Source organism: Algoriphagus marincola DSM 16067, from assembly GCF_000429405.1.
Classification (GTDB): Bacteria; Bacteroidota; Bacteroidia; order Cytophagales; family Cyclobacteriaceae; genus Algoriphagus; species Algoriphagus marincola.
Map to the genome: position 1 here is coordinate 200,145 of NZ_AUBU01000010.1, position 26,076 is coordinate 226,220.

At 41.6% G+C, this 26,076-nt stretch carries 18 protein-coding genes; 7 read left to right on the forward strand and 11 right to left on the reverse strand.

The genetic code is table 11. The features are described 5' to 3' along the window. The first annotated feature begins 151 nt into the window (after positions 1-151). Together G457_RS0111470 and G457_RS0111475 are read left to right on the forward strand one after the other, a co-directional pair. Positions 152-1,219 (forward strand): branched-chain amino acid aminotransferase, encoded by a 1,068-nt coding sequence (locus G457_RS0111470; protein WP_026946614.1) that lies wholly within the window; start codon positions 152-154, stop codon positions 1,217-1,219. Positions 1,220-1,398: 179 nt separating this feature from the next. Further along, positions 1,399-1,740 carry a hypothetical protein gene (locus G457_RS0111475; protein ID WP_026946615.1) on the forward strand — a complete coding sequence of 114 codons (342 nt, stop codon included), beginning with the start codon at positions 1,399-1,401 and terminating at the stop codon, positions 1,738-1,740. A gap of 21 nt (positions 1,741-1,761) precedes the next feature. Here G457_RS0111475 and G457_RS21375 read toward each other — a convergent pair whose 3' ends face one another. The 5 genes from G457_RS21375 to G457_RS0111500 form a co-directional block, all read right to left on the reverse strand. Continuing rightward, positions 1,762-4,611, reverse strand: coding sequence for a PAS domain-containing hybrid sensor histidine kinase/response regulator (locus tag G457_RS21375; protein ID WP_051260795.1), 2,850 nt, complete (start codon positions 4,609-4,611; stop codon positions 1,762-1,764). After that, entirely contained in the window at positions 4,608-5,513 is a 906-nt protein-coding gene (locus G457_RS21380; protein WP_155847136.1) for a cache domain-containing protein, read from the reverse strand. Before G457_RS21380 ends, G457_RS21375 begins: the two co-directional genes overlap by 4 nt. A 123-nt stretch (positions 5,514-5,636) precedes the next feature. Then, positions 5,637-5,876: a hypothetical protein gene (locus G457_RS0111490; protein ID WP_026946616.1), complete on the reverse strand. Its 240-nt coding sequence runs from the start codon at positions 5,874-5,876 to the stop codon at positions 5,637-5,639. After that, on the reverse strand, positions 5,873-6,292 hold the full coding sequence (locus G457_RS0111495) for an OsmC family protein (RefSeq protein WP_024282718.1): 420 nt from the start codon (positions 6,290-6,292) through the stop codon (positions 5,873-5,875). Before G457_RS0111495 ends, G457_RS0111490 begins: the two co-directional genes overlap by 4 nt. 51 nt (positions 6,293-6,343) lie before the next feature. Beyond that, on the reverse strand, positions 6,344-9,721 hold the full coding sequence (locus G457_RS0111500) for a methylmalonyl-CoA mutase family protein (RefSeq protein WP_026946617.1): 3,378 nt from the start codon (positions 9,719-9,721) through the stop codon (positions 6,344-6,346). A gap of 344 nt (positions 9,722-10,065) precedes the next feature. On the opposite strand from G457_RS0111500, the gene G457_RS0111505 reads away from it, so the two are divergent. The 4 genes from G457_RS0111505 (at position 10,066) to G457_RS0111520 (ending at position 15,288) form a co-directional block, all read left to right on the forward strand. After that, entirely contained in the window at positions 10,066-11,412 is a 1,347-nt protein-coding gene (locus tag G457_RS0111505; RefSeq protein ID WP_026946618.1) for a sugar porter family MFS transporter, read from the forward strand. Next, on the forward strand, positions 11,402-12,277 hold the full coding sequence (locus G457_RS0111510) for a carbohydrate kinase family protein (RefSeq protein ID WP_026946619.1): 876 nt from the start codon (positions 11,402-11,404) through the stop codon (positions 12,275-12,277). Before G457_RS0111505 ends, G457_RS0111510 begins: the two co-directional genes overlap by 11 nt. Positions 12,278-12,364: 87 nt before the next feature. Next, entirely contained in the window at positions 12,365-14,671 is a 2,307-nt protein-coding gene (locus G457_RS0111515) for a TonB-dependent receptor (RefSeq protein ID WP_248602855.1), read from the forward strand. Positions 14,672-14,685: 14 nt separating this feature from the next. After that, positions 14,686-15,288: a hypothetical protein gene (locus tag G457_RS0111520; protein WP_035483699.1), complete on the forward strand. Its 603-nt coding sequence runs from the start codon at positions 14,686-14,688 to the stop codon at positions 15,286-15,288. A 99-nt stretch (positions 15,289-15,387) separates the two neighbouring features. Here G457_RS0111520 and G457_RS0111525 read toward each other — a convergent pair whose 3' ends face one another. The 4 genes from G457_RS0111525 to G457_RS0111540 form a co-directional block, all read right to left on the reverse strand. Then, positions 15,388-16,503, reverse strand: a complete 1,116-nt coding sequence (locus G457_RS0111525; protein WP_051260797.1) for a TlpA disulfide reductase family protein — start codon at positions 16,501-16,503, stop codon at positions 15,388-15,390. 1 nt (position 16,504) lies between these two features. Beyond that, positions 16,505-17,962, reverse strand: a complete 1,458-nt coding sequence (gene gatB, locus G457_RS0111530; protein WP_026946623.1) for an Asp-tRNA(Asn)/Glu-tRNA(Gln) amidotransferase subunit GatB — start codon at positions 17,960-17,962, stop codon at positions 16,505-16,507. A gap of 15 nt (positions 17,963-17,977) precedes the next feature. Then, the gene (gene alaS / locus G457_RS0111535) at positions 17,978-20,605 is read right to left on the reverse strand and encodes an alanine--tRNA ligase (RefSeq protein WP_026946624.1); all 2,628 of its coding nucleotides are present in this window, start codon (positions 20,603-20,605) and stop codon (positions 17,978-17,980) included. Between the two features lie 116 nt (positions 20,606-20,721). After that, the gene (locus G457_RS0111540; protein ID WP_026946625.1) at positions 20,722-21,936 is read right to left on the reverse strand and encodes an arginine deiminase; all 1,215 of its coding nucleotides are present in this window, start codon (positions 21,934-21,936) and stop codon (positions 20,722-20,724) included. 311 nt (positions 21,937-22,247) lie between these two features. On the opposite strand from G457_RS0111540, the gene G457_RS0111545 reads away from it, so the two are divergent. After that, a complete protein-coding gene (locus tag G457_RS0111545; RefSeq protein WP_035483702.1) occupies positions 22,248-23,000 on the forward strand; it encodes a DUF4197 domain-containing protein in 753 nt (250 codons plus the stop codon). Between the two features lie 152 nt (positions 23,001-23,152). Here the strand turns inward: G457_RS0111545 and G457_RS0111550 are convergent, their stop codons facing one another. Both G457_RS0111550 and G457_RS0111555 read right to left on the reverse strand, forming a co-directional pair. Further along, entirely contained in the window at positions 23,153-24,835 is a 1,683-nt protein-coding gene (locus G457_RS0111550; protein ID WP_026946627.1) for an AMP-binding protein, read from the reverse strand. A gap of 53 nt (positions 24,836-24,888) precedes the next feature. Further along, positions 24,889-26,046 (reverse strand): acyl-CoA dehydrogenase family protein, encoded by a 1,158-nt coding sequence (locus tag G457_RS0111555; protein WP_026946628.1) that lies wholly within the window; start codon positions 26,044-26,046, stop codon positions 24,889-24,891. Positions 26,047-26,076: the final 30 nt, after the last annotated feature.

The window sequence follows — 26,076 nt, forward strand, 5'->3', positions numbered from 1 at the left end:
CAAGACGTAGAGGGAAGGGAGAAGTTGGAAGCTGGGAGAAGGAAGCAGGAAGGAGAAAGTTAGAAGTAAAAAATGAAAATATCATTGGGTTTTGATTGAAGAGCTCAATCCAAAAAATATAAAATAATCATAGCTTTTAGTATAGAAGAACATGAAGACATCACTAGCCATACCCGTTACCAAGGTTCAGAAGTCCAAACTAGCTGAAACCGACTTTTCAAATTTAGTTTTTGGGAAAACCATCTCTGACCACATGTTTGTGGCGGACTATAAAAACGGCGAGTGGACTGACTTAAGAATAGTTCCTTATGGTCCTTTGCAATTATACCCGTCGAATGCTGCCCTTCACTATGGACAGTCAATTTTCGAAGGCTTGAAGGCTTACAAAAATGAAGCTGGAGAAGCCTTGATTTTTCGTGCTGATGCCAACTGGAAAAGAATGAATGAATCAGCGGTAAGAATGTGTATGCCAGAGATTCCAGAGGAAGTTTTTATGGAAGGATTATCTCAGCTGATTGATCTGGATCGGGATTGGATTCCTACTGCAAAGGGTTCTTCCCTTTATATCCGCCCTTACATGTTTGCCACGGATGATTACATTGGGGTAAAACCATCAGACACCTACAAATTCATCATTTTCACTTGCCCGGTTGGGAATTATTATTCCAAGCCAGTAAGTGTAAAAGTGGAAACAAAATACACTCGAGCAGTGCAAGGCGGAACTGGCTCAGCCAAAACAGCAGGTAACTACGCCGCTTCCCTCTATCCTGCCCTACTAGCACAGAAGGCCGGTTATGATCAATTGCTCTGGACCGATGGAAAAACCCATCAGTTTATCGAGGAAAGTGGTACCATGAATGTGATGTTTAAAATCCATGGAAAAATCATCACAGCCCCAATTCATAGCGATACCATCTTGAAAGGAATCACCCGAGACTCCGTTTTGAAATTGGCGAAAGACTGGGGAGAAGAGGTAGAAGAGCGATTTTTAAGCGTATCCGAATTGAAAAGTGCTTTGGAAGATGGAAGCATCGAGGAAGCATTTGGAACAGGAACTGCCGCAACCATCGCCCATATTCGCTTGATTAATATCGATGGAAAAGATTACGAACTTCCAGAAAAACCCGCAGATGCTTTTTCACATCGGGTTTTAGCTGAATTAGATGGGATCAAATACGGAACCAAGGAAGATCCGCATGGATGGGTGATGAAGTTTTAGGGCTTTAAAAATCTCTTTAATTCACTTAGAAAAAAGACCCAGGTCAGTTTGTTAGAAGCGTAATTTTTTTGCATAAGCTAAAAAATTGGGAAATTGATAATAGGCTGATTTTTAAAGATGGAGTTTTTGAACTTATAAAAATTCTATTATTTTAGTTTCATGTTTTAAGTTATAAACGCATGAAACTTAATCCTTTCCTTCAAAAGCTATTCTTTTTCTTGATAGCGATAGTATTGATTGCAAAAGTCATGAATTGGTTTCTGGATTTCAACTCAGAGATCAATACAATCATTAATGCAGCTATGTTTTCCCTGATCGGTATGGCTTACATTTATACTGGATTGTTCTGGGACAAAAAGCTAATTCAAACCATTTTTATTCTTTGTGGTATTTTCCTGATTGGGATGAATTTCCTCAAAGAAACTACATGGATATCCATTATGGCCATCATCTGCCTTTTGATACCCATGGTCATTGGCAGAATTAGTTCAAAAGACAAAAAAGAACTGGCAGAGCAGTAGCTTACAAGAAATAGTTCCTTTCTATTCGCTTTCCTGAACTATTTTCTGAAAAAAATATTCGAGCCGCTCTCCTAATACTCCGAGACGTATTGGTTTTGTCAGGTAATCATCCATCCCTGCCTCGATAGCGGAAATATGGTCCTCATCAAACACATTCGCAGAAAGTCCAATGATGGCAGGCTGTTTACTAAGTGCTAGTTTTCGGATAGCTTGAGTAGCCTCAAGACCATTCATCACTGGCATTTGAACATCCATTAGGACCATATCATACCCATTTTTCTCTACCATTTGGACCGCTTCCAATCCATTTTTAGCAATTTCATAAGAGAAGCCTAGCTGATTTAACATCATTCCCATTAGTTGAATATTAAGCTCATTATCTTCAGCCAATAAGACTTTTATCGGATATTTCCCCGTAGAATTTTTAATATCTTTCCAGCTCGTTTTGCTCTTTGGGTCAGTAGCCTCAGGTGAGGACACTCTTTTAACCAAAACCGAAAACTGGAAAGTGGAACCTTCACCAAGCTGGCTTTCCACCTCAAAACTTCCACCCAGAAGCTCTGTAAGCTTTTTGGCTATTGCCAATCCCAAGCCTGTACCTTGGTGAGACCGCGTTTTAGAGCTATCAATTTGATAAAACGGCTCACTCAAATGCTGTAAGTGGTCTGATGAAATACCGATCCCGGAATCCTTCACAGTGCAGCTCAAAAAGCCCTGTGCCTCACCAAGTGGGTCGTATTCAAGCCGAATATCTACTTCCCCTCCTTCTGGAGTAAATTTGATGGCATTTCCTGCCAAATTGAGAAAAATCTGATTGATCTTAACCTTATCCGCCTCTATAAATAAGTCTTCCTCATCAGCTCGCTGAAAAGTAAATTTTATCTCTTTTTTTGATGCTAGTCCTGAAAGGATTTTTGCTTGATTCTCCAGTTCCGCATTGGCATCGTAGACCTCTTTGATAATTTCGATTTTTCCAGCTTCAATTTTGGAATAGTCAAGAATGTCCTTGATTATCCCCAGCAGCATATTCCCACTATTTTTGATAATATCAGCATATTGTTTTTGTACCTTATCAAGCTTGGTCTGTTCAAGCAGGTCTATGATACCCAAAAGACCATTCATTGGGGTACGAATCTCATGACTCATATTTGCCAAGAACTCCGATTTGGCACGACTTGCCTTATCAGCCGCTTCCATAGCTTCCATGAGTCCTTTTTCCCAAATTTTCTGTCCAGTGATATTTTTGGAAATTGATATCATCTGCTGCTGATCCAATGGAAAAAAACGGGTTTCAAAATGCTTGATACCGGACTTTGTTGGGATTTTCTGTTCTAAGGAGTGGATTTTCCGAGATTGAAGTGCATTTAAGAAGGTTTGCAATACTCCTTCTCCATCTGGACCATCAAACAAATCCTTAAGATTTTTACCTTTCACATCCTCCGGCGGCATCATTTCAGCTGCTTCTGAAGGAATATGGAAATCTAAAATCTTACCTGAATTATCATAAATAAAAATGATATCCGGAATACTTCGAATCAGGTTTCTCAGGCGGTTTTCACTTTCTCTGAGTTGCTCTTGAGACTCATATTGAAGTGAAATATCAGTGCCCAAACCCATACCACCCTTAAAGTTGCCTTCTCCGTCAAAAATCAATTTTTCAAAAACTCTTACTCGAATCTCCTGACCATCTGGACGGACAAAATCATACTCAAGATTCAATACATCCTGTTTTTGGGCAATTCGATCCATGACTTGCTTTTTGACCAATTTGGCTTCCATATGACTGGAATTAGTAGCAAAAGCTGCTACAAATTCATCCGGACTATGCCCTAATACCTGCTCGACTTCAGGACTGACTCGAGTGATTTCCCCTCGATGATCATGGAAGAATACAAAACCTCGCAACTCCTGTAAGAGCAGATTTTGCTGATCAAACAGTTGCTTAATCTCTTGGATATTGCTCTCTTGGATACGCTGAAACTCGAAACTATTTTTAAGAGAAATCACAAAAAAACTTACCGCAGAAATCAACAATATCATAAAGCCGAAAAACGACAGAAAATAGGTGCGGTAAATACCTGAATAAAGACTTTCTACAGGAACCACAAAGACCACAGCCCCTACCCGATTTGCTACATGAAACCGAAAAGGGTATTGCGCAGCCACCCCGGTAAAGTCATCTTCTCCTACACTGCTATTAATGGTATAAATACCTTTAACACCCTCAGTTAAGTCTTTTTGAATAATACTCAATTCACTTTCAGGCAAGCTAATTTCAGATTTATTCAAGGGGAACAGTTGGTCTTCAAAAAATAAATACTTAGCACCGGTTGGATTGAGATAATAATTTTCCGCAAATTCCTTCGCAAAATCAAGAAATTTCAAACTGTAAAGTACCCGAAAGCCTTTTTTCCCAAGGACAAGATTGGCATAAGGCTTAGAAGAAGACTCCGGAAATCCTTGGTCAACCGCCTTTCTGAAGAAGTCATTCCGCTCATTGAAGGTAAATGTCAAAACCGAGTCCTGCATATCTACCCATGCTGAGTCAATCAACTGAGGAAAAGCATTGAAAAGCCTTCTTACTGCATAGGTAAACTCCTCATCATAGTCATCGATTTCATGATTAGGATCCTCGAGATAATTGATCAAGTCCTTTGATTCTTCCTCAAATCGACGGATTTCTAATTCCAGACCCCTCGCAGCCAATTCGGATTGCTTGGTTAAAAAGTCTCTTCTTGATTCGATTTGCGCATTATAAATCGCGTTGAAAAAACCAATTCCCAGAACCATAATTAGGATCACTAAAAGGGTTCCAACCACAAAGCTCACCCAAAAGTTTCTAAAATAAGATCTAGGTTTAGGTGCCTTCATTGTACCCGTGGATTTATCTTGACCATGTACCAATCTATGACCTCAAATGGAAAGCAAACCGCATCTTCAAGGTACGCTTCCTCTTCAAAAAGAAAATGATCATTTCCTTCCAAGATAAAGCTCTTAGCCATTTTTCTCACTTCCCTACTCTTACTATTAAATAGGTTGAAGTCAGAAATTCTGAAGGAATCAGATTGGATGGTTTCCCTGTAGACATGATTTTTCAATGGGGGCATACTCAAAGACTCTATGGCAGAGGAAGAGCCCGCCACGATATCTCCATTCTTATTCAGAATCAGGAAACTCCCTTCAAAGTCATCGATAAAGCTTTGGATAATTTCATCTACAGTGATGTCTATGCCTAGTACTCCAAACAACTGATCACCATCATAAACGGGATTAATCAAAGATAATATCCAACCCTTACCTGCAGGGTCTACATAGGGTTCAGGAATCCATACGGGCCCTTTGGAGGGATTATGCTCAAGATCAGCTTCATAGAAAAAGTTGAATTTTTTCACATCAATATCAGGATCCATGATGTTTTTGGCATCATAAGCGGGGAAGACTCTAGAATATTGATTACTGGTGTTTAAGTATACTTGAGCGATGATACCATACTTCCTGACCAAATGGTAAAAGGCCGAATCCAAGAAATTAGTAAACTTAATTTCATCAATTGCGGCCTCGTAATCTTCGGTGGTGCTTAAGATGACTACTGTACTTTTTGTAGAGTCTTCGAGTGTAGGCAGGGAGGAGAAATTACCAACCATGCGATATGGGTCAGGCCGCTCCTGGGCAAGAATTTCCTCTTTTTGATCTACCAGCGAGTCCAAAAAATCGGCTAAAGAAGAGATTTCCCTTGTCAAGGAATCACCCTGGAACTCTAGGGTTTTAATCATTTCCGCTAAGAGAACTTGATCTTGAATCTTCCTCTCTTCCAAGGATTTGCTGCACTTGGAAAATAGACCAAGCAACACTAGCACTATTAGAGACCTAAATATTTTCCCACTCATTGGGGTAATTTAAAGATTTTCGAGCTGCTTCCGTAAATTTTTCCCCATTTCTTCGAAACGTAGTTTGACTGCTTCAAAAAAATCCCCTTCACAAAAAGAGTTCAAGTCCTCCTCATCAAGGACATCAACTTCACTTACTTTAAAGGTTTGCTCCATGGGACCCAACTCAAATTTGATCAGATACTTATTATTCCATGAAAAAATACTAACGCGAATTTCTTCCTTAGAAAACTCCTTTACGACTCTCATGCTGGTCTTTTTACTTCCGAACTGTAAGTAATTCGACTTTTCAATGAAGAAGCCACAGAGCAATATTTGTCTACAGACAAGGCCACTACTTTGGCAAACTCCTCAACCTTGGCATCCGGAGATACTATGACAAAATGTAGATTAATATCGGTGTAAAAAGCCGGGACACCATCATTTCGCTCACCATTCACTTCGACATAGAAATCTGCAATATTTCTACGCTTCTTCTTCATCATCAAGACAGCATCCACTGAAGCACATCCGCCCAAAGCAGAAAGCAGCATATCCATGGGGGATTGAGCCTTCTTTGCAGGAGCATCATACATGTCGATTTGCACGGTATTGCCCTGTTGATTCGTTGCTTCATATTCATAATCCGCTTTCATCCGGACTGTGACTTGTCTATGATGTGCCATATGTTTGATTTGGAAATTTAATTTTTGGATAAAGTACTAAGTGTGCAAAGATTACATATTTCTCCGATACTGCCCCCCTACTTGATAGAGTGCTTGGGTGATTTGACCCAGAGAGCAATATTTCACTGCCTCCATCAGTCTTTCGAACACATTTTCATTTGCCACTGCAGCTTTTTTTAGAGCATTCAAATGCTTTTCCGCTTCCACTTCATTTCGTTGATGAAGATTATTTAATGTAGCAATTTGACTTTCCTTTTCCTCTTTAGTAGCCCGGATTACCTCTCCTGGTACGATGGTGGGAGAACCCTCAGAGGACAGGAAAGTATTCACCCCAATGATTGGGTATTCACCTGTATGCTTTAGCATTTCATAATGCATACTTTCTTCTTGGATTTTTCCTCGCTGATACATGGTTTCCATTGCTCCCAAGACACCTCCGCGCTCAGTGATTCGGTCAAATTCCAAATAAACAGCCTCCTCTACCAAGTCAGTCAATTCCTCGATGATAAAGGAACCCTGAAGTGGATTCTCATTTTTTGCTAGTCCCAATTCCTTATTGATAATCAATTGGATGGCCATGGCACGGCGTACAGAAGCCTCTGTAGGCGTAGTAATCGCTTCATCATAAGCATTCGTATGAAGTGAGTTGCAGTTATCATAAATCGCATACAGTGCTTGCAGCGTGGTCCGAATATCATTGAAATCAATCTCTTGAGCGTGAAGCGAACGACCTGATGTCTGAATATGGTATTTAAGCATTTGAGAACGCTCATTAGCCCCATATTTCAACTTCATCGCCTTTGCCCAAATTCTCCGAGCTACCCGGCCGATTACCGCGTACTCTGGATCGATTCCGTTGGAAAAGAAAAATGAAAGGTTTGGAGCGAAATCATTGACATTCATACCTCTGGAAACATAGTATTCCACATAGGTAAAACCATTGGAAAGTGTTAGGGCCAATTGAGTGATTGGATTGGCTCCGGCTTCTGCTATGTGATAGCCAGAAATACTGACTGAATAGAAGTTTCGGATCTTATGATCGATGAAATATTGCTGCACATCCCCCATCAACCGAAGTGAAAACTCTGTAGAGAAAATACAGGTATTTTGAGCCTGATCTTCTTTTAGGATGTCTGCCTGAACTGTTCCTCGGACCTTAGAAATAGTATCAGCTTTGATTTTAGCATACACTTCAGCAGGAAGAACTTGGTCGCCCGTTACTCCCAAAAGCATCAAGCCTAAGCCATCATTTCCTGCCGGAACTGAAGCATTATATTTTGGCCGAAGCAAACCTTTTTCTTCGTAAATCTGATTGATTTTGGCTTCTACCTCTTCTTCCAGACCGTTTGCTTTAATATAGACTTCGCACTGCTGATCAATAGCCGCATTCATGAAAAACGCTGTCATCGTAGCAGCAGGTCCATTGATGGTCATGGATACGGAAGTCATTGGATCTACTAGATTGAAGCCCGAATACAATTTCTTGGCATCATCCAGGCAACAAACATTAACTCCTGAGTTACCGATCTTTCCGTAGATATCAGGTCGATAATCTGGATCCTCGCCATATAAAGTTACCGAATCGAAAGCCGTAGAAAGACGCTTAGCCGGCATGTCCTTGGAGACATAATGAAAACGCTTGTTGGTACGCTCGGGACCACCCTCACCGGCAAACATTCGGGTAGGATCCTCTCCCTCTCGCTTGAAAGGGAAAACTCCAGCGGTGTACGGAAACTTTCCTGGAACATTCTCCCGAAGTCCCCACTTGAGCAACTCACCCCAAGCTTCATATTTTGGAAGGGAAACTTTTGGAATCCGGGACTCTGACAAAGAGGTATGATAAGTCTTAATTTTAATCTCTTTATCTCGCACTTTGAAGACATAATAGTCATCGCGGTAGCGCTCTGCCTCAGCCGGCCATTCTTCCAACCATTTTTTATTTTTCGGGTCAAGTTCTAACTCAACTTGCTCATAAACCTCCTGCAATTCTTTCAATAGCCTATCCCTGTCATCCACCTTGGTTTCCCGAATGGCTTCCATTGATTTATGAATGGAATAAAGCTTCTGGGCTACCTCCTTCTGCTCTTCCACCCAAGAATCATAATGACGGTTGTTTTCCGTGATTTCACTTAGATAGCGCGTTCTGGCAGGTGGAATGATATAAATCTTCTCGCTTTGACCTGCTGTCAATTCAAAACTACTTTCTAAGCCTCCAAATTTCTCATTGATCCGTCCCACAATCGCCCGATATAGCTGATTCATTCCGGGATCATTGAATTGAGAGGCAATGGTGCCAAATACCGGGATTTCTTCTTCGGGAGTTTCCCAAAGGTTATGATTTCGCTTGTATTGTTTTTTGACATCGCGAATCGCATCGAGTGCGCCTCGTTTGTCAAACTTATTCAAGGCAATCACATCTGCGAAATCCAACATGTCGATCTTCTCCAACTGCGATGCTGCACCATATTCTGGAGTCATTACATACAAAGAAAGATCAGAGTGTTCAATGATTTCTGTATCCGACTGCCCGATTCCGGAGGTCTCCAAAATCACCAGATCAAATCCAGCTGCTTTCACTGTATCGACAGCATCTTGGACATACTTTGAAAGTGCCAAATTGGACTGTCGGGTAGCCAAAGACCTCATGAAAACTCGTGGGTGATTGATGGAATTCATTCTAATCCGGTCACCTAGTAGCGCTCCACCAGTTTTCCGTTTGGATGGGTCTACAGAAATAATAGCCAGTGTTTTATCCTCAAAATCAATTAAAAACCTTCGAACCAACTCATCCACCAATGAGGATTTCCCAGCTCCACCGGTACCGGTAATTCCCAAAACAGGAGTCTTACTCAATTCGCTAGCCTTCCGAATCCGCTCAAGTAGTTTAAATGCATTTTCCGGGAAATTTTCAAAAGCTGATATAGCTCTTGCCACATGAGATTTTTCAGAGGCTTTCAAATCAAATCCTTCCGAAATCTCATCTCCAATCGGAAAATCGCATTTCTTGACCAGGTCATTGATCATCCCCTGAAGCCCCATGGCACGACCATCATCAGGAGAATAGATTCTACAAACCCCATACTCATGCAGTTCCTTGATTTCCTCAGGAAGGATGGTTCCTCCTCCCCCTCCAAAAAGCTTGATATGCCCAGCTCCTTTTTCCTGAAGGAGATCATACATGTATTTAAAAAACTCCGTGTGCCCACCTTGATAAGAGGTAATGGCTATAGCTTGAACATCCTCTTGGATGGCACATTCTACGATCTCTTGAACGGAACGATTGTGTCCTAAATGGATCACCTCACAACCAGTAGACTGAATGATGCGACGCATGATGTTGATCGCAGCATCATGCCCATCAAAAAGTGAGGCAGCCGTTACAATTCGGATATGATTCTTTGGTTTATAGATTTCGGTAGTTGCTGACATGAATTTGGGTTTATAGTATCAAAACTCCCTAAACCTGGAAAAAGGTTGGATTAGAAAGCCTTTTTTACGTCTGCGAATATAAGGAATTTGATGGAGCTTCTACAGCATGATTATTTGACTTACAAAATAAAATTCTGAATTCTAAAGATGTTTTTAGAAATACAGCGAATAAACGCTAATTGATTTAATTTTTCTTAATAAAATTTTAAATCAAATAATATTTCCTTCTTTTAGAGCTATCCAAATTTCCTTTTGACAAGATCGAATTACAACATATTTTTTCGATGGATTTTGAAATAAGAGGCTTCTCATTAGTTTCGTGGATTCCATTTGCAAAAATCACCATGAATTCCAACCGATACGTCTTTTTCATTTCCATCACTGCGGCTTTGGGTGGATTCTTATTTGGTTTTGATACGGCTGTCATTTCAGGAGGTGAACGGGCCATTCAGGAGATTTGGAAACTCAGCGATTGGGTTCACGGCCTAGCTATCGCTTCCGCCCTTTATGGAACGGTAATCGGAGCGCTTTTCGGAGGAATTCCTGCAGATCGCTTTGGCCGCAAAAAATCCCTGCTTTGGATCGGCCTATTCTACTTTATTTCTGCCTTTGGTTCGGCTATGGCTTGGAACGTGGAAAGCTTCACTCTTTTCCGGTTCTTGGGTGGATTGGGTGTCGGAGCCTCATCGGTTGTGGCCCCCATGTATATTTCTGAGATAGCTCCTGCCAAAAACCGAGGATTATTGGTCGCACTCTATCAGTTTAATATTGTATTCGGTATAGTTGTGGCTTATTTATCTAACTTTTTGATCGGAACAGCCGAACTCCCCGAGGATTGGCGCTGGATGTTGGGAGTTGAAGCTATTCCAGCATTGATTTACAGTGTTATGATTTTCCGAATCCCGGAAAGCCCACGCTGGTTGATCGCCAAGCGAAATGCCCAGGAGGAAGCAAGGGTCATTTTACAACGTACCGACCCCGAAGGAGTAGAAGCTGCCATTCGTCAGGCTATCGAAGAGGAAAGACAAGAAAAATCAACTTCTGGTTTTGCTACGCTGTTCAATAAAAAATATCTCGCCAGTACCTTTTTAGCCGTTTTAATCGCCTTCTTCAATCAAGTCTCAGGGATCAATGCCATCATTTACTTTGCCCCGAGAATATTTGAAATGGCTGGAATATCCACCGAATCAGCTTTGATTTCGACCATTGGAATTGGAGTAGTCAATCTACTCGGCACCTTTTTAGGACTCTATTTGATCGATCGATTAGGTAGAAAGATTTTAATGTACATCGGTTCATTTGGCTATTTGATTTCGTTGAGCCTGATGGCATACAACTTCCTTGGCCCTGGAATTCCCACTATTTGGTTGCCCATCTTTGTTTTCGGATTTATTCTATCGCATGCAATTGGTCAAGGATCGGTGATTTGGGTCTTTATTTCTGAAATGTTTCCGAATGAACTTCGAGCATATGGACAATCCTTGGGTTCTTTCACGCATTGGATTTTAGCGGCTTTGATTGCCAATGTATTTCCCTTCTTCGCCAATGCCTACGGTCCGGGCTATATTTTTAGCTTTTTTGCTTTCATGATGTTTTTGCAGCTACTTTGGGTGAGATTTAAAATGCCAGAAACCAAGGGTCGTTCCTTGGAAGAGATTCAAAAAGATTTACATAAAGACTATGTCGCATAAAGTCCTTGTTTTTGGGGAAATGCTCTGGGATTGTCTTCCAGAGGGAGATGTGCCCGGAGGCGCATCTATGAATGTAGCCCTGCACTTGCATCATTTGGGATTTGATAGTCACTTGATTTCGGCTGTAGGTGATGACATCTTGGGCGAAAAGCTTCTGAACCATTTCCGAAGCTTTGGTGCAGCGGACGACTTGATCCAAATAAATGAATATCCTACTTCAAGAGTCATAGTGGACAATAAGGATATAGAAAACGTCAAATATGACATCCTCTCCCCTGCAGCTTGGGATTTTGTGAAGAATTCAGACACGCTGAAAGACTCCGTCAAATCATCCGATTCACTCGTATTCGGAACCTTGGGAGTGAGACATTCCAAAAGCCTTCAAACTCTCCTCGAATTGCTACCACATGCCAAACTGAGGATCTTCGATGCAAACCTGAGACCCCCTTACTACGATTTTGAGGTAATAGAAAAGCTTTTGGGAATGACGGAAGTACTCAAGATCAATGAAGATGAACTGGTTGCTTTTGAGGATTATTTTGATATCAAGCCCAATCCTGAAAGCATTTGCCAGTTTATGAGCCATCACTTTCCTGTCAAAACCATCTGCATCACCTTAGGGTCAAAAGGAGCCATGGTTTTTCATCAAGGAGAGATGTTTCAAGATGCTGGCTTTCGAGTGAAAGTAAAGGATACCATCGGGGCAGGAGATGCTTTTCTAAGCGGATTTGTGAAAAGCTATTTGGAGAAGAAACCCATGCCGGAAACTTTGGAATTTGCCTGCAAGCTCGGTGCATTTGTAGCTTCTCAACAAGGTGGCTCGCCCAATTACAAATTGTCGGATTTGGAAAAAATAAGTCGCTAAGATCTAAGGAATTTACCGCTTATCCATTTTTGCAACTTTGTTTCATTTTTTCTGGTTATTAGATGAAATGTAAACTATTTTTGCAGAGTGAAATTGCAAGGCGCGAGATTAATTTTGGTTTTATTATTGATTATCAGTGGGTTTGAGGCACTGTCTCAAGACTGCAAGCTGGTAATAAGGGGGAAGGTTATTCATTTAGAAAATAACCAAAACATACCCGGTGCCTATATTTGGATTGAGGAGGTCAAGGCAGGTGCCGTCACTGACGACTCGGGAAATTTCATTTTTAGAAATCTTTGCCCAGGCGATTACACTATCAAAATCCAGTTTTTAGGACATAAGGATATTATTGAGGAGGTCACACTTTCCAACTCTTCTTTCAATAAAACCTTTCGAATGGAAGAGCTTCCCACTGAATTGGGTGGAGTGGAAGTTCATGGTCACCGCGATGCAATTCAGACAACTACTGCAGTAAATGCCCTTTACGGCTCTGAATTATTGGAAGCCCGAGGGGAAAATCTAGGAGAAAGTCTTAAGAGAATTGCCGGAGTTACCACTTTTTCGACTGGAAACACCATCGCAAAACCTGTGATTCATGGCTTGCATTCCAATCGAATCATGATTCTCAATAATGGAATCAGACTGGAAGGACAGCAGTGGGGAGCAGAGCATGCTCCTGAAATTGATCCATTTTTGGCGGAAGAAATTACAGTAATCAAAGGTGCTGAAACCGTGCGATTTGGTCCTGAAGCAATGGGTGGAGTAATCATGGTCAACCCCGGTGAATTGCCTACAGAAAAAAAGGATAAAACGGACTTATACCTTGTTGGTGGGAGCAATGGCCGAATGGGGAATCTGTCTCTTAGCCATACTGGCGGATCTGAGAAAGTCAAAGGTCTCGGATATCGAGTTCAAGGTTCAGTCAAAAGAGCTGGAAATGTACGGTCTCCTGAATATTTTCAGGGGAATACCGGTATGAGTGAAATAAACTTTTCCGGTGCTACAGGCTATTCAAATTCCAAACTAGGTGCAGAGCTTTATTATTCTTATTTCAATACTGAATTGGGAATTTTAAGAGATGCACATACTGGTAACCTATCAGACCTAGAAGAAATCATCGCCAACGGAAGACCTTTTACCAATCCTGATTTCACCTATGAAATCAACAATCCAAAGCAGGTAGTCCAGCATCATTTGACTAAACTCAAAACACACTATCACCTAAACAGCAAATGGAAAGCGAATCTTCAGTATGGTTTTCAGCTAAACCAACGCCAAGAATATGATAGAAGAAGAGGTGATTTGAATGAAAGGGCAAGTTTGGACTTGGAGCTTTTCACCAATACGCTCGATCTATTTGTGGACCATACCCATGAAAATGCCTTAAGCGGTACTTGGGGAATCAATATTATCCAACAGGCCAATTCCAATGTTCCTGGTACAGGAGTCACGCCATTGATTCCTAATTATGACATGCTCAATGCTGGTCTTTATTTGATAGAGAAATATTCTAAGGGTCCACTGGAACTGGAAGGTGGTCTGAGATATGACTATCGAACGATCAGCACGGCAAGATTTATTGGCAGTGAGTTGGAAGAAGCTGATTTACAGTACAATAACTTCACAGCCTTTTTTGGGACCTATTATCAAATAAACCCCAATTTGGCTTTTCGATCCAATCTTGGATCAGCTTGGAGGCCACCAAATGTGAATGAGCTCTTTTCACAGGGACTTCACCATGGGGCTGCAGCTGTAGAAATTGGAGATGCTGATTTGGATTCGGAGAAAAGTTTGAAATGGGTAAACTCGCTTGAGTTTGAAGGTAAAAAATCCACTGGAGAATTGACTGTCTATGCCAATCAGATCCGAGATTATATCTATCTCAATCCAACTGGAGAGACGTTTGTAAGTCTTCGTGGGACATTTAATGTCTATGAATACCTTCAAGCCAATGCCTTTTTCTGGGGCGTAGATTTTTCTGGAAGCTATGAATTGACAGAAAGTCTTCAGGCCTATGCCAAAGGCTCCATAATCCGGGCTAGAAATACAGAAACCGATGAATTTTTCCCATTCATTCCTTCTGACAGAATGGATTGGGGACTAAGCTATCAACTGGATAGAGGTTCTAAAACACATCACTTTAACCTATCCAATATGTTGGTTGCTAGGCAAAAACGAGAACCAGTTTTTGATTTGGCTCCAGCTCCTCCTGGCTACGCGCTTTTCAATGTGGGTTACCGGTACGAATTGCCTTTTCAAGGAAATCGATTAAACCTAGGTCTTCAAGTTCAAAATATTTTCAACACAGAATTCAAAGAATACATGAACCGATTCCGCTACTTCACTGCGGATATGGGAAGAAATTTATTAATCAAAATCAACTATCAATTCTAAACAAAAACAAAACCATGAAAAATCTACAAAAACTACCTCTCTATTTTCTCTTTGTGGGGCTCTTTGCCTTTGCTTCCTGCGACAGTGAAGATCCAGTGATTGAGAATGAAGGAGAAGTAATTACTGATGTGACACTAGCGTTTACGGAGTTAGATGGTGCTGGCAATCCAGTTGGCTTGACTTTCACTTTCACAGCAGCTGACCCGGAAGGAATCGAAGTTGGAGGTGCTCCTACAATCGAAACAGTTGAGCTAGAAGCGGGAAAGACTTACCAATTGGATATCGAGGTCTTCAATAGTATTGAAAATGAAGACATCACTGAGGAAATTATCGAAGAAGCTGATGAGCATCAATTCTATTTCATTGGTTCCGCCTTCGTAGGTGGAGCTGCTCCTCTTAGCTATGTGTATGATGACGAATCAGGAGAATTGATCGGAGTACGTGGTATTGTTACTGTTGATGCTACTCCTTCTTTCAACAATGCTCAGATGCGAGTTGTCTTGCGTCATGATTTGGACAAGAATTTCCCTGGTGCGGACAATCCAAACTTTGAGAATTTTGTTCAAGCCGGTGGCGAATCCGATTTGGACATCATCTACCCATTGATTCTTAACTAATTAAGACAAAAAGTCCATAAAAAGAGGCTGTTTCGATGAAACAGCCTCTTTTGTTTATAAAAATCACTAAAAGTTGATCTCTTATTTTGAAATCAAAATTCAATCAAATAACTCTTCTAGCTTTCTTTCCAAGCTAGGACCTCTCAAGTCCTTAGCGATAATTTTCCCTTCCGGATCTACCATGTAAGTAGCTGGAATTGCCTGAATCTGGTACAGTTCAGCAGCAGCAGAATTGAAGTATTTGAGGTCTGAAACTTGAGTCCAAGCGAGTTCGTCATCGGCAATGGCTTTTACCCAGGCATCGCGTTCACGATCAAGAGATACGCCAAAAACCTCAAAGCCCTTATCATTATATTTATTGTATAGCCTGACCACATTAGGGTTTTCTTCACGGCAAGGCTTGCACCATGCAGCCCAAAAGTCAATCAAAACGTATTTACCTCTTAAATCAGAAAGTTTTTTGATTTCTCCATCTGGATTCGGAAGTGCGATATCAGGAGCTTCAGCACCAATCGCCAAAGCGCGAAGTTCTTCGAGTTGCTGCTTCAACTGGATAATCGTTACCGTATTCGGATATTTTTGATCCAATCGCTGGATGAGTTCGTCTAGGAAGGGAAAATCATTTTTAGGATTGAGAAGACCAATGGCTGCAAGTGCCGCAAAACTATCTCCCATACTGGTAATGGTTTCCTTAACCCGCTCCGCTTGATTAGCCTCAAGCTCAAGCGCCTTCATTTGAATACCCTTGATTTGCTCGGTATTCTTATTGCTCATGGCTTCGTAATAAGCCTCATTAAGCGCATTGACATCACTTTGATATTGATTCATCAATGTTTCCAATTTGAGCATTTCTTGAGAATCCTTCGATCCCAAAATCTCAATTGCCTCTGGCTGATTGAAATCATAATTGACTTCTACATCTTCGTCTAGCAAAGCCAAGCGCACAGATCGCTGCCCGTAGAGATTTAAATCATAGAAAGTCGGAGATTCTACCTCCAGTTCATAGGAAAACTCTCCATCAGCATTCAACTCAAGCGTGTCCAATACCTTGGGACGGCTATCCGTAAATTGGGATAAAACCACCTGCCCACTTGGAGCATTAATGATTTTACCGCTGATTTCTACTTTTCCGTCGTTTTGCGACTCTGATTCTCCACAGGAGAAAAGCGCAAACACACTTAGAATCCAGAGTCCTGTCATCATCTTTTTATTCATATCAATTTTCTAATAATTGCTTTAACAACTTGGTGGCAACTTTTGGGTCAGCCTTACCATTCGATTTTTGCATTACCTTACCCATAAACATGCCAATCAGACCTTTTCGACCTGATTTATATTCTTTCACTTTTGCCTGATTCTCATTCAAAACCTCCTGAATAACAGGAATTAAGGAAGATTCATCACTTTCCTGAATCAGATTCAGCCGCTGTGCAATCTGAAGAGCTCCTTCTCCGGGAGCTTGAAGCATTTCTGGATAAATTTTTTGGGAAGCCGCCGAAAAGCTCACTTTCCCATCATCCACTAAACCAATTAAATCAGCCAAGGTCTGAGTGGAAATCGGAAATTCCGAAATATGCCAAGCCGACTCATTCAAGGTCGACTTGATGGGACCCATTAGCCAATTGGATGCCGCCTTGTAATTGGATGTTTTTTGACAAAGCTTTTCAAACCAAAGCGCCATCTCCTTCGAATCAGTCAGAACTCCTGCATCATAATCAGGAAGACCGTATTGATCGACAAACTTTTTCCTCAATTCCCGCGGCAAAGCAGGCAGGTCACTTTGAATGGAGCGGAGCCATTCTTCAGAAATCACTACCGGGCTCAAGTCAGGCTCCGGAAAATACCGATAGTCGTTCAACTCCTCCTTTGTACGCATACTGGCAGTAGTGCCCGTACCAGCATCAAATGTCCGCGTCTCAGAAATCACTTCCTCTCCCCTCTCCAAAATCCCGATAATTCGCTCATGCTCATGCTCAATAGCTCGAACTACATTACGGAAAGAATTCATATTCTTAACCTCAACCTTTTTGCCCAGGGTATTCGTACCCTTCAACATCACAGAAATATTAGCATCACAACGAAGCGAGCCTTCTTCCATATTTCCATCACAGATATCGAGGTATCTGACCAGTTTTTTGATTTCATTGAGAAAAACATAAGCCTCCTCAGCAGTATGAATAGCCGGCTCAGTCACGATTTCAATCAAAGGTGTTCCAGCCCGATTAAAATCCACCAAGGTATCTTCTTCCTCGGGCAAATGCATTGACTTTCCTGCATCTTCTTCTAGGTGGATTCGATTCAGTGGGACAGTTCTTTCAGTACCATCCGAAAGGATGACAGGTACTTCGCCTCCCACACAGATAGGCCCTCTATCTTGCGTGATTTGGTAGCCTTTTGGCAGGTCTGGATAAAAATAGTTTTTCCGAGAGAAAATGTTGGTTCGGGTAATCTCACAATCACAAGCCAAACCCATTTTCACAGCGTACTCAATGGCTTTCTTGTTGACCTTTGGCAAAGTGCCGGGATGCCCTAAAGTAATGACTGAAATCTGCGTATTGGGAAGATTTCCGTAGGCAGTAGAATCAGCAGCAAACATCTTACTTTTCGTCAAAAGCTGTGCATGTACTTCCAGTCCGACTACGAGTTGATATTTGCTTTTTATTTCTTCCTTCATCTTTTAGCTAGCTATTTATCCGAGAAAAAGTTCTCGTGCCTTGCTGACCACTTGTGGCAGACCTCCCAAATTCTTCCCGCCTGCTGTCGCAAAGAATGGCTGACCACCACCGCCACCTTGAATTTCTTTGGCAAGGTCACGGACGATTTGTCCTGCATTGTATCCTTTCTCAGCGATCAAAGTCTCGTCAATGATTACAGCTATTTGCGGCTTGCCATCTATGTCTGCTGCTAGTACAATCAAGGACTTCTCCACTTCATTTTTGAGCTCATAAGCCAGCTTTTTGAGGGCATCTACATTTGGAAGGCTCACCTGGGCAATCAGAACTTTGTGATCATCCTTTTCTTCGAATTGAGAGATCAGCTGTCCTTTCACTTGACCTGCCTTTTCTAGATGCAATACGTCCAATTCCTTTTTCAGTTCGTTTCGCTCCGAAAGCAAGGCCTCAATAGCTTTCTTTACATCCTTTGGATTCTTAAGAATATCATAAACTTCCTTGAGCAAGTCTTCCTGCTGACGGAAGTAATTCTCAGCCTCCACAGAGGTGATTGCCTCGATGCGCCGGACACCTGAAGCAACAGACCCTTCAGAAGTAATCTTGAAAAAGCCAATTTGACCGGTAAAAGGAACATGCGTACCTCCACAAAGCTCTACTGAAAAATCAGGATCGAAAGTGATTACACGCACAAAGTCACCATATTTTTCTCCAAAAAGTGCTGTAGCACCCATGTTTTTGGCTTCTGCTATCGGAACATTTCTTCTTTCAAGAAGTGGAATATTTTCCCGGATCTTTTCATTGACCAATTTTTCAACTTGCTCGATTTCCTCCTCAGTCATCTTGGAGAAATGAGAAAAGTCAAATCGAAGTAGTCGCTCATTGACCAAAGAACCACGCTGCTGCACATGATCGCCTAGGACTTCTCGAAGTGCTGAATGCATCAAGTGCGTAGCTGTGTGATTATTCATGGTCAAGCTGCGCTTTTGGCGATCTACACTTGCCGTGAATAAGGCAGAGGGATCCTGTGGCAGCTTTTCTACAAAATGAACAATGAGGTCGTTTTCCTTCTTGGTGTCGACTACGCGGATTTTCTCAGAATCAGAAATCAACCAGCCGGTATCTCCGACCTGTCCACCGCTTTCGGCATAGAAAGGAGTACGATCCAAAACCAATTGGTATTTTTCACCTTTCTTCTCCTTAACGGTTCGGTATTTGATAATTTTTGATTCAGATTCCAACTGATCGTAGCCCAAAAACTCTACAGAGCTCTCTTCCTCCACCTGTACCCAGTCTCCTGTTTCGGATTCTGAGGCCGCTCTGGAACGAGTTTTTTGCTTTTCCATTTCTGCCTGAAAACCCTTTTCATCAAGTGAAAAGCCGCTTTCTCGAGCAATCAATGAAGTCAAATCCAAAGGAAACCCGTAGGTATCATACAATTCGAAAGCCACTTTGCCTGACAAAACCTTTTCGCCCTTTTCTTTCATCTCTGACTTGATGCTACCCAGCATTTTCAGTCCGTTGTCAAGCGTGCGAAGGAAGGAAGTCTCTTCTTCTTGAATCACCTTGGCAATAAAATCCTGTTGCTCTCTGATTTCCGGGAAAATCTCTCCAAACTGTGATGCCATCAAAGGGCACAATTCATAAAGGAAAGGTGATTGAAAGTCTAGGAAGGTATATCCGTAGCGAACTGCCCGACGAAGAATGCGTCGAATCACATAACCGGCTTTATTATTTGATGGCAGCTGACCATCTGCAATAGTGAAAGAAATGGCTCGGATATGATCGGCAATTACCCGAAAAGCAATATCTGTCTGCTCGTCCTGACCATATTTTTTACCGGATTTTTCCTCCAAGTAGGAAATAAAAGGCGTAAAAATATCCGTATCGTAATTAGAAGATTTTTGTTGAATGGCTCTAACCAAACGCTCAAAGCCCATTCCGGTATCGACGTGTTTGGCAGGAAGCTCCTTCAGACTTCCATCTGCAAGTCGGTTGAATTGCATAAATACCAGATTCCAAATCTCAATCACTTGAGGGTGATCTTGATTGACCAATGATCTTCCCGGAACATTTGCAATCTCATCATCTGTCCGCAAATCAATGTGAATTTCCGAGCAAGGGCCGCATGGTCCTGTATCTCCCATTTCCCAGAAGTTATCCTTCTTAGAACCCATGATGATTCTATCTTCAGGAACGATTTTCTTCCAAAAGTCAAAAGCCTCTTGGTCCATTCCCAGCTTGTCCGAGCTATCTCCTTCAAAGACTGATACGTAAAGCCGATCTTTTGGCAGCTGATATACTTCTGTCAGTAATTCCCAAGCCCATTCGATCGCTTCTTTTTTGAAATAATCTCCAAAAGACCAGTTTCCGAGCATTTCGAACATAGTGTGGTGATAAGTATCCACGCCCACTTCTTCCAAATCATTATGCTTTCCGCTTACGCGAAGACATTTTTGGGAATTGGCTACTCGGGAAAACTTCGGGGTCTCATTTCCAAGAAAGGCATCCTTAAATTGATTCATCCCGGCATTAGTAAACATCAGGGTCGGATCATTTTTGACCACGATAGGTGATGAAGGGACAAATTGATGTGCTTTGGATTGAAAAAACTCAATGAAGGTAGTTCTGATTTGCTTTGCTTCCATGAAGGTGTGAATGCAGTGATGCTTTTAATTTTGAATGTGCAAAATTAGCAGAAATGACGGCAAATTGATAGAATATTTCGATAATCGGAGCAGGTGTAATTGAAAAGAAAAAGCGCCTAGACTCTAGCTCTGCTCAATGGCATGGTCATACATCTTGGTCCCCCTAGGCCTCTCGAAAGTTCGGACGATGGAATCTCCAAAACTTCCACGCCCATATTTCGAAGCGCACGATTGGTATGAAGGTTCCGGTTGTAGGAAATTACCCTTCTCGGTCCTATAGCAAAGACATTTGCCCCATCAAACCACTGCTCTCGCAAGGAATAATCCGGGTTTCCATCAGCAGTTGCCAAAACCTCCAAATGGGGAATTTCCCGCTCCAGAACAGTCAATAATGATTCTTTCAAGACCTCGCGTTTGATATGCACTTTATCTCCTTGAATTTCTTTAAGGGTGTAACAGGAGGTTTTCAGCACGGCATTCATAGCATCTGGATAGGTTAAAACCAGATTTTCGTCCAAAATGGTAAAAACCGTATCCAAGTGCATGTAATTTCTTTTTTCGGGAAGATGCACTTCATAAACTCGCTGCACCGTCCCCTCTCCAAGCAAGGCTTTAGCTGCTTGATAAATAGCTTTTTCATCCGTTCGCTCTGAATTTCCTATTGCCACCGCCTCATGAGAGAGAATAATGACATCTCCGCCTTCTATGCTTGGTGGATTTGCCTGACCATTATTTGGATACAATGGATTTACGTGATCCTTAAATTCAGGATGATTTTCGAAGATTGTTCGAAGCAGATCGGCTTCCCGCTGCCTACCTTCCATTTTCATCGATGAAAAAATAATTCCTCCGGGAGTCAATGCCATAGGATCGCGCTGAAAATAAAGATTAGGACAAGGAGCAATCAAAAATGCATACTCCATCAGTTCACCAGCATCGAGTTTAGGCATCTTTCTCCGGAGTTCATGTACCTTCAGACCCGCTGTGAGAATACCGGCACATTCTGCCGTGGAATAACGCTCCAAAATATCCGCTGCCAAGTGAGTATGCGTGGATCTCTTCAAGGATTCCTGCAAAAGTTTGAACAGGATTTCCTTATCGTACAAAACTCGAATCAGCAACTCACGCAACTGATACACATGCGCCCCGGTAGATTCTTTGATCAAATTGGAGAAGGCGTCGTGCTCCTTTTGCAAAGCTTCCAAATACGGCACATCCTCAAAGAGTAGAAACTCCTTATTGTAAGGCGTAAGACGATCGATTTCTTTACCAGGCCTATGCATCAATACCGCCCGAAGCGTACCATATTCAGAATTGATTCGAAGATTCATGTTGAGCTTTTTTCAATAAAAAGAGTATATTTTTAATAATTTCTAAGATAACGAGCTAGATCAATTAAAAAAACATAATCTTCAAGGATCTTTTCATCTAGGAAGCTAAAACTTCAAATTCTTAGACTGATACCTAGAACCTTTTATTCTTTGGAAAGAATCAGGGTCATCTGAAAGCATTTCGAAATTATATTCTCTTTGAAGGACAATTTTCCTACTGAATACTTTAAAGGAAAATCTACCTGAAACGTGATTTATTAAACTTAATGAAAACACAAATCTTTTTACTTTTCGATTCGTTAACAAGCCCTATGCAATTCACTAAATCTCAAGCTTCGTCCAAGCTTCTATTCACTTTCATTTTGCTTCTTTTTCATCAAGTTTCTCAAGCCCAAATCAATGAGCTTTTAGGAAAATTGGGATCAAAGCCCAGTGAGGAACAAATCCAGTCAGGTATTAAAGAGGCTTTGGAAAAGGCCACTGATTTGACTGTAGAGCGACTTTCCCTGGAAAATGGCTTCCTCCAAAATCCTGATATTAAAATTCTTTTTCCGCCTGAGGCTAGGAAAGTGGAAAGTACGCTCCGCAAAATCGGACTCGGAAATGTGGCAGATGATGTCATCACAAGCCTTAATCGTGCGGCAGAAGATGCTGCCAAAGAAGCAAAGCCTATTTTCACCGATGCAATCAAGAACATGACCCTTAAAGATGTTCAACAAATTCTCTTGGGTGAGCAAAATGCAGCCACCAACTATTTCCAAAAAACAACTTCTGATTCCCTTGCCGTAAAGTTTTCTCCAAAAATAGACCAAAGTTTATCGAAAACTGATGCAACAAAAATCTGGGAATCAGCTATGGAAAATTACAATAAGTTGCCTTTTGTAAAACCGGTGCAAACCGATCTGACAAAATATGTGACGGACAAAGCTATTGAAGGCCTTTTTGTAGAAATAGCCAAAGAAGAAGTGGAAATCCGAGAAAAAATCGGGGCTAGGACAAGTCCCTTACTCCAAAGTGTATTTGGGTATGCAGAGCAGGAAAAAGCAAAAGACCCCAAAAAGTAATTTTTGAGGTCTTTCGCATTTTATAATAAGATCCTGTTGAATCTACTCTGATCAATGATTTAGAATTCAGGAAACTTCGTTCTTCCAGCTTACTTCTAAATACATTCGAACACATGACCATTAGGATCAAGTCGGTTTTTCACTGTGAATGATTATGCATTCATTTTTTCAATGTGCGCTTCTTTAATTTTCCTTCTTAGAATTTTACCGACGTTTGATTTTGGAAGCTCATCTGTGAAATAAACTTCACGAGGAACCTTATAATTAGTCAAGGATTCATGACAATGCTTCAGGACTTGGTCCTTGGTAAGTGTACTCTCTTTGGCAACTACATAAGCGACTACCTTCTCGGTGGATTTAGGATCCGGCATACCGATTACCCCTACTTCCAGAACTCCGGGGCAACTTGCGATGCAATCTTCCACCTCGTTTGGATAAACATTGAATCCGGAAACCAAGATCATTTCTTTCTTACGGTCTACAATCTTGAAAAATCCATCCTCATCCATCACGCCAATATCTCCAGACTTAAACCAATCTCCGTGCATAACATTTGCTGTTTCCTCTGGTCTTTGCCAGTAGCCGCGCATCACTTGGGGTCCTTTGATACAAATTTCGCCTCGCTCTCCGATAGGAAGTGGATTTCCTTCGTCATCTGCCACCATCACTTCTGTGTTTGGTAATGGCAAGCCGATGGTTCCGATTCGCTCTGTCCCATCAATGGGATTACAGGTCGCTACAGGGGCTGTTTCTGTCAATCCATACCCTTCTGCAAGTGGGACACCGGTGACAGATTTCCATTTCTCAGCGGTAGCCTTCTGAACAGCCATTCCCCCTCCTACAGCTATTTTTAACTTACTGAAATCCAATGATTTGAAATCTTCTTGATTAAGCAAGCCATTAAATAAAGTATTGACTCCTGTAAATACAGTAAACTGATGTTTTGAAAGATCCTTTATAAAGGCTTTCATATCCCGGGGATTGGTGATCAGCAAATTATGCGCACCAATTTTTAGCATGGCAAGACAGTTGACCGTCAAGGCGAAAATATGGTATAATGGCAAAGCGGTCACCACGATCTCTTCTCGTTCTTTCAGCTTAGGTTTCATCCAAGCAGAAATCTGCTGCATATTCGCCACAATATTTCCATGTGTCAATTCAGCACCTTTAGATACACCGGTAGTTCCTCCTGTGTACTGAAGAAATGCAGTGTCTTCTAAGGAAAGAGCTGTTTTACTGAAAGTATGTTTCGCTCCTTGAGAAAGCGCAGATTTGAGATTGACCGCTCCTGGAATCGAAAATGCCGGAACCATCTTTTTCACATGCTTGACCACCAAATTAACAATAGTGCCTTTCAATCCACCTAGCATATCACCAAGTTCGGTAACGATCACATGTTTGGCAGGAATTTCATTTTTAATTTTCTCCAGATTGTGGGCAAAATTGGCCACGATAACAACCACATCTGCACCTGAATCATTAAACTGATGACGCATTTCCGCAGCTGTGTAAAGTGGATTGGTATTGACTACCACCATCCCAGCTCGCAAAACCCCAAACATTACTACTGGATATTGTAGAATATTGGGCATTTGAATGGCAACTCTGGATCCTTTCGGAAGCTTGAGTGTATGTGTCAGATAATTAGCAAATTGGGCACTCAATCTTTCCAAATCATTAAATGAAATGGTTTTACCCATACATTCATAAGCCACCGCATCACCATATTTCTTGACACTCTCATCAAACAAATCACTGATGCTCGAATAGGCTTTGTAATCAATTTCTTTATCTACCGAGGCTGGGTACTGCTTAAACCAAGGGAAGTCTGTCATAAAAGGAATCGTTTGGGTGAATTGATAATTGATTTTAAGCCTTGAATATAAACTTATTTCAATATTTTTCGAGCGATTAATTCCTTCATGATTTCATTTGTGCCAGCATAAATCCGCTGAACTCTCGCATCCGCATAGGCTCTGGCCACTCCATATTCCCACATATAGCCATAGCCACCATGCAACTGAACGCATTCATCAGCAACTTTGCACTGCAGTTCGGTCATATTATACTTAGCAGCTGAAGCCATTGCAGGGTCTAATTCTCCCTCATTGTGAAGTTGTACCAAATAATCACAATAAATCCTTCCCTGTTCTAATGCAGCTGTCATTTCGGCAAGCTTAAATCGGGTATTCTGAAAATCTGAAAGGCTCTTATTAAAAGCTTTTCGTTCCTTGACATAGCTAAGCGTGCTATCGAGCATGTATTCACCCAGGGCAACTGCAGCAAGGGCCACTACCAGTCTTTCCTGAGCCAATTCAGTCATAAGATATTTAAAGCCCTCTCCCTCTTTTCCCAGAAGATTTTCTTTTGGCACTTTTACATCTTCAAAAAACAATTCACAGGTATCCTGTGCATGAAGCCCCACTTTCTCAAAAGGCTTTCCTTTCGAGAAACCTTCCATTTTGCTATCGACCAAAACCAATGAAATTCCTTTGGCTCCTTTAGTAGGGTCAGTTTTGACCGCTACAACTACTACATCACTCAGGTAGCCATTGGTAATAAAGGTTTTTGAGCCGTTTACCAAGTAATGATCACCTTGGTCCACCGCGGAAGTTCTCATTCCCTGCAAGTCAGATCCAGCACCCGGCTCGGTCATTGCCACTGCTCCAATCAAATCTCCTGAAACCATGCCAGGAATGTAATTCTGCTTGGCTTCGGGAGTTCCGTAGTGCAGGATATAAGGCATCACAATATCGGAGTGGAGTGGATAGCCAATCGCAGGCCCAGAGCAACCGCTAAGCCCTAGCTCTTCGATCAATATCGCATTGTATCGAAAATCCTGAATATTCAATCCTCCCAGCTCTTCAGGAGCCTGCATCCCTAGAAATCCATTTTCCCCTAATTTTTTCCAAGATTCTCTGGAAACCATTTTCTGCTTTTCCCATTCTGCATTGTAGGGTGTAATTTCCTTGGCAATAAAATCCCGAACACTTTGTCGGAATAATTCGTGTTCCTCGTTAAATAGTTTTCGTGGTAGTCCAAACATTGGGTTTATATTTTTTTCAGTGTAAAAATA